Annotated in this window: 5 protein-coding genes and 2 pseudogenes; 5 read left to right on the top strand and 2 right to left on the bottom strand. The window is 63.7% G+C overall.

Annotated elements, in window-relative coordinates:
- Window positions 1-357, top strand: a pseudogene (locus tag ACFE99_RS23810) (primosome assembly protein PriA); the annotation flags it as partial.
- 20 nt (window positions 358-377) lie between these two features.
- On the opposite strand, the gene ACFE99_RS23805 reads toward ACFE99_RS23810, so the two are convergent.
- Window positions 378-923: a ferritin gene (locus ACFE99_RS23805; RefSeq protein WP_375489163.1), complete on the bottom strand. Its 546-nt coding sequence runs from the start codon at window positions 921-923 to the stop codon at window positions 378-380.
- Window positions 924-1211: 288 nt separating this feature from the next.
- Here ACFE99_RS23805 and ACFE99_RS23800 point away from each other — a divergent pair, with 288 nt between their 5' ends.
- From ACFE99_RS23800 to ACFE99_RS23785, 4 genes and pseudogenes are all read left to right on the top strand, one after another.
- The gene (locus ACFE99_RS23800; protein WP_375489161.1) at window positions 1212-1703 is read left to right on the top strand and encodes an aconitase family protein; all 492 of its coding nucleotides are present in this window, start codon (window positions 1212-1214) and stop codon (window positions 1701-1703) included.
- Window positions 1598-1936, top strand: a pseudogene (locus tag ACFE99_RS23795) (aconitate hydratase); the annotation flags it as partial. The gene ACFE99_RS23800 and the pseudogene ACFE99_RS23795, both read left to right, overlap by 106 nt.
- Window positions 1937-2072: 136 nt before the next feature.
- Window positions 2073-2324: a hypothetical protein gene (locus ACFE99_RS23790; protein WP_375489165.1), complete on the top strand. Its 252-nt coding sequence runs from the start codon at window positions 2073-2075 to the stop codon at window positions 2322-2324.
- A gap of 31 nt (window positions 2325-2355) precedes the next feature.
- Complete coding sequence (locus ACFE99_RS23785) at window positions 2356-2793, top strand: nuclear transport factor 2 family protein (RefSeq protein WP_375489159.1); 438 nt, start codon at window positions 2356-2358, stop codon at window positions 2791-2793.
- 12 nt (window positions 2794-2805) lie between these two features.
- Here ACFE99_RS23785 and ACFE99_RS23780 read toward each other — a convergent pair whose 3' ends face one another.
- The gene (locus ACFE99_RS23780; protein ID WP_375489157.1) at window positions 2806-3627 is read right to left on the bottom strand and encodes a class I SAM-dependent methyltransferase; all 822 of its coding nucleotides are present in this window, start codon (window positions 3625-3627) and stop codon (window positions 2806-2808) included.
- Between the last annotated feature and the right edge of the window lie 208 nt (window positions 3628-3835).

Below are 3835 nucleotides of genomic sequence, written 5' to 3'. Positions count from 1 at the left end.
CGCTGGGACCCAGTCGGCCACGCGGATGCCGAGCTCACCGGCCGCAGCGAAGTCGGCCTGCCGCCAAGTGTGCACATCGCCGCCGTCGACGGCACCGCGGACGCGGTGGGCGCGCTGCTCGGCGAAGTCCAGCTGCCCGACGGCACAGATGCGCTCGGCCCGGTTGAGCTGCCGCCGGGGGCACGCCGCCCGGCGGGCTTCGCTGCCGACACGGCGGTGACCCGGATGCTGCTACGGGTGCCCCGTGATCAGGGTCTGGCGTTGGCGGCTGCCTTGCGGCGCGGCGTCGCCGTGCTCAGCGCCCGGGCGACACACGAACCCGTCCGGGTCCAGATCGACCCCTTACACATCGGCTGACCAGACCGCGCCGCACGCGGTCAGAGGCTGCCACCGGCGGCATGCGGAGCGCCTGAGGCGCTGGGCGCCGAGCCGACCTCACGAGCGACGAAGTTCTCCAGGTCGAAGAGGTTGTGCCCGGCGCGGTCGGCGACTCGCAGCAGGGTAGACATCAGCGCCATCTGTCTGGTCTGCTCCTTGCAGAACCATTGGATGAACTGCTCGCCCAGGTAGTCGCTTTCCTCACGCGCCACGCCGGCGAGCCGGCTGACCTGTTCGGTCACCGCGCGCTCTTGGTCCACCGCCAGCGCCAACGCATCGCGTGCAGTGTCGAACTGGTTGCGCACCGTGTCGACTCCCGGGATTTCGATGGCGACATCGCGGTCAAGCAGGTACTGCACCAGCATCATCGCGTGATTTCGCTTTTCGACGGCCTGGCTGTAAAAATGTCTCGCCAGCTGTGGCAAGTCCTCGCCATCGAAATACACCGCCTCTGCAACATATTGCTGGGCAGCGGTGAATTCGTTACGTATTTGCTCTTGAACAAGCGCATTGAATTTGGTTGTGGGGACATTCCGATCGCTCATAGAAAAAGGTTAGAGCAGGTAGACGACCGTTTGCAACAAAGGTAACGCTTATTCAGGTCAGCGTTGCCTAAGTAAAGCAAGGCTATGGTGCATTTGGGTAATGCCGCGGTCCGTTTCTTAACTTAGCCTACGTTAATTGAAACAATGCGGGTCGCTGACGTGACCGATATCTGCATTGACAGTGGAATCTTCAGCATGGCACGACCCACGGGTGTGGTCACTGTGATCTTGTCCCGGGAATATACCGGGTAGCACGGCGGTGCATCGTGGTCATAAAGGGAGCACCATATGCAGCGCTTCGGGATTCCCGGCAAGACCATGGTGGGCTCGGACTCCCACACGCCGGCAGCCGGTTCGCTGGGAATGTTAGCCATCGGGGTGGGCGGTTTGGAAGTGGCGCTGGCCATTTCGGGGCGTCCACTGCACTTGCGGATGCCCGAGGTCTGGGGTGTGCGACTGGAAGGCAAGCTGCCCGAATGGTGTTCGGCCAAAGACGTCATCCTGGAGATGTTGCGCCGTCACGACGTCAAAGGCGGGGTGAACCGGATCATCGAGTACCACGGGCCCGGACTGGCCAGCCTGACCGCGATGGACCGCCACGTCATCGCCAATCTGGGCGCCGAATTAGGCGCCACCACAACAGTTTTCCCAGCGACGAGGCGGTACGCGACTTCTTGCGGGCGGAAGGGCGCGAGGACGACTGGGTCGAGCTGGTCGCCGACGACGGCGCGGGCTACGACATCGAGGACACCATCGACCTGTCGAAGATCGAACCGCTGATCGCAAAGCCGTCGTCGCCGGGCAACGTGGTTCCCGTTCGCGAGGTAGCCGGCGAAGACGTGGCACAGGTGGTCATCGGTTCGAGCGCCAACCCTGGACTGCGCGATTTCGCGATAGCCGCCGCGATGGTGGCCGGACGACAAACGTCACCACAAGTCAGCTTCGACATCAACCCGACATCACGGCAGATACTGACCGACCTGACGAAGATGGGCGCAATCACCGACCTGGTGATCGCCGGTGCACGTATCCACCAAGCGGGATGCATGGGCTGGATCGGCATGGGCCAGACCCCGGCGGTCGGGCGAACTCGTTGCGCACCATGCCGCGTAACTTTCCCGGGCGGTCAGGCACCAAAGAGGACTCGGTGTGGTTGTGTTCGCCGGAGACCGCGGCCGCCTCGGCGCTGGCGTGCTGGCACTCGAGTTCGACAACGAGGACGACTACGACGCAACCGAGCAGGGCGATACGCTGCGCATCACCGATCTTCGCGACACGTTGGCCAGCAAGGATACGCTGCAGGTCGACAGTGTCACCAAGGAAACGTCTTTCGCTCTGCGCAAACGCCTTTCGCAGCGACAGGTGAAGGATGTGTTAGCCGGCGGACTGATCCCTCGGTGAGCCGAAGAAGAAGGAGAATAACGGAGAAGCCATGGGCGGCATCAAGAGAAGTGAATCTCAGGGCAGCGTCGAGGCTGTTGAAGCGGTAGTTCAACGCTGGGAAGAAGCACTTGCTCGTCATGACGCCGAGGCGCTACTGGCCTGCTATGCGCCGGACGCAACCTTGGAAAGCCCTGTTGCGGCACACATTCTCGGCGGTCCGGGAGTGTGCCGGGGCCATCATGAGTTGCGACCCTTCCTTACGGAGGTCGTGGCGCGCACGCCGGATGAACGGCAGTACTACCGGACCGGCTTCTGCACCGACGGGCATCGCGCCACCTGGGAATACCCTCGGCACACACCGAACGGCGAACAGATGGACTTCGTCGAGGTCATGGAAATCGACGGCGGGCTCATCCAAGCCCATCGGGTGTATTGGGGATGGCGTGGCGTCGAAATCCTGAGCAACGACCAATACCACCGCGACTAGACGTGGCCGCTCTCACCGCTTCGTGGCGGTGACGAGCAGGTATTCCCATTGCATGGTGCCGTTGGTCAAGTAGCGTCGGGCCAGCTCGACGAGTTCGGCGTCGAGGGTGGCGACCAACTCGGGATCGTCGGCGATGTGGCGGTAGGCCTCGATGGTCGGGCCGTAGTGGTGCTTGAAGTACTCGTGCACCGCCTCGGTGCTGTCGAACCGGTCAACTGTCAACATGCCCCGCCGCGTGCTGAGGTCGCCGACTCGGTCACCCCACAGCCGGGCGACATAATCCTCGCGTCCCCACAACGCCGCCGGAGGATCGCCTTGCTGCAGCGTCGGCCGGTACGGACTGATCGTGGCGAGCATCTGGCCGAAGAAGCCCTCTGGTGTCCAGCTGACCACACCGAGCTTTCCTCCGGAGCGACACACGCGCACCAGTTCGTCGGCCGCGCGCTGATGGCGGGGCGCGAACATCACCCCGATCGCCGAGAGCACCGCATCGAACTCGCCGTCGGCGAACGGTAGCGCTTCGGCGTTGGCTTCCCGGTATTCCAGCGCCAGGTGCTGTTGCGCAGCACGCATCCGGGCACGCTGCAGCAGCTCCGGGGTGAGGTCGCTGGCAACCACGCTGGCGCCTGCCTTGGCGGCAGGAATCGAAACGTTGCCGGATCCGGCAGCAACGTCGAGCACCCGATCGCCCGGGCCGATACCCGTGGCGGCAACCAATAGCGGCCCGATCGGAGCCATCACTTCCTCCGCTATGCGCGCGTAGTCGCCCATTGCCCACGTCGCGCGGTGGGTGGCGGCCGACGCCTGTTCGCCGGCGGGAAGGTCAATGCTCATCTGGATCTCCTCACGCGGGTCTGCAACGACGTCGTCGTCCTGGCTGCGGCGGCAACCCATATCATCGCCGCACAACAGCTATAGTAACCATGCGCAACAGTATATCCAGGCCATAGTTGACTACCGTTATCCTGTGGAAGCCCTGTGGAATGATTGTCCGCCTCATCGCCCGGCCACGCACCGAGAACGCGCCCCCTCGCGGTAAGAA

It is taken from the genome of uncultured Mycobacterium sp., assembly GCF_964249325.1.
Taxonomy (GTDB): Bacteria; Actinomycetota; Actinomycetes; order Mycobacteriales; family Mycobacteriaceae; genus Mycobacterium.
The sequence above is the reverse complement of the archived record's forward strand: the minus strand, read 5'-3'. Positions and strand labels throughout refer to the sequence as shown.

Coding starts and splice junctions, on each gene's coding strand:
- ACFE99_RS23805 (WP_375489163.1), bottom strand. CDS start 923: ATGAGCGATCGGAATGTCCCCACAACCAAATTCAATGCGCTTGTTCAA.
- ACFE99_RS23800 (WP_375489161.1), top strand. CDS start 1,212: ATGCAGCGCTTCGGGATTCCCGGCAAGACCATGGTGGGCTCGGACTCC.
- ACFE99_RS23785 (WP_375489159.1), top strand. CDS start 2,356: ATGGGCGGCATCAAGAGAAGTGAATCTCAGGGCAGCGTCGAGGCTGTT.
- ACFE99_RS23780 (WP_375489157.1), bottom strand. CDS start 3,627: ATGAGCATTGACCTTCCCGCCGGCGAACAGGCGTCGGCCGCCACCCAC.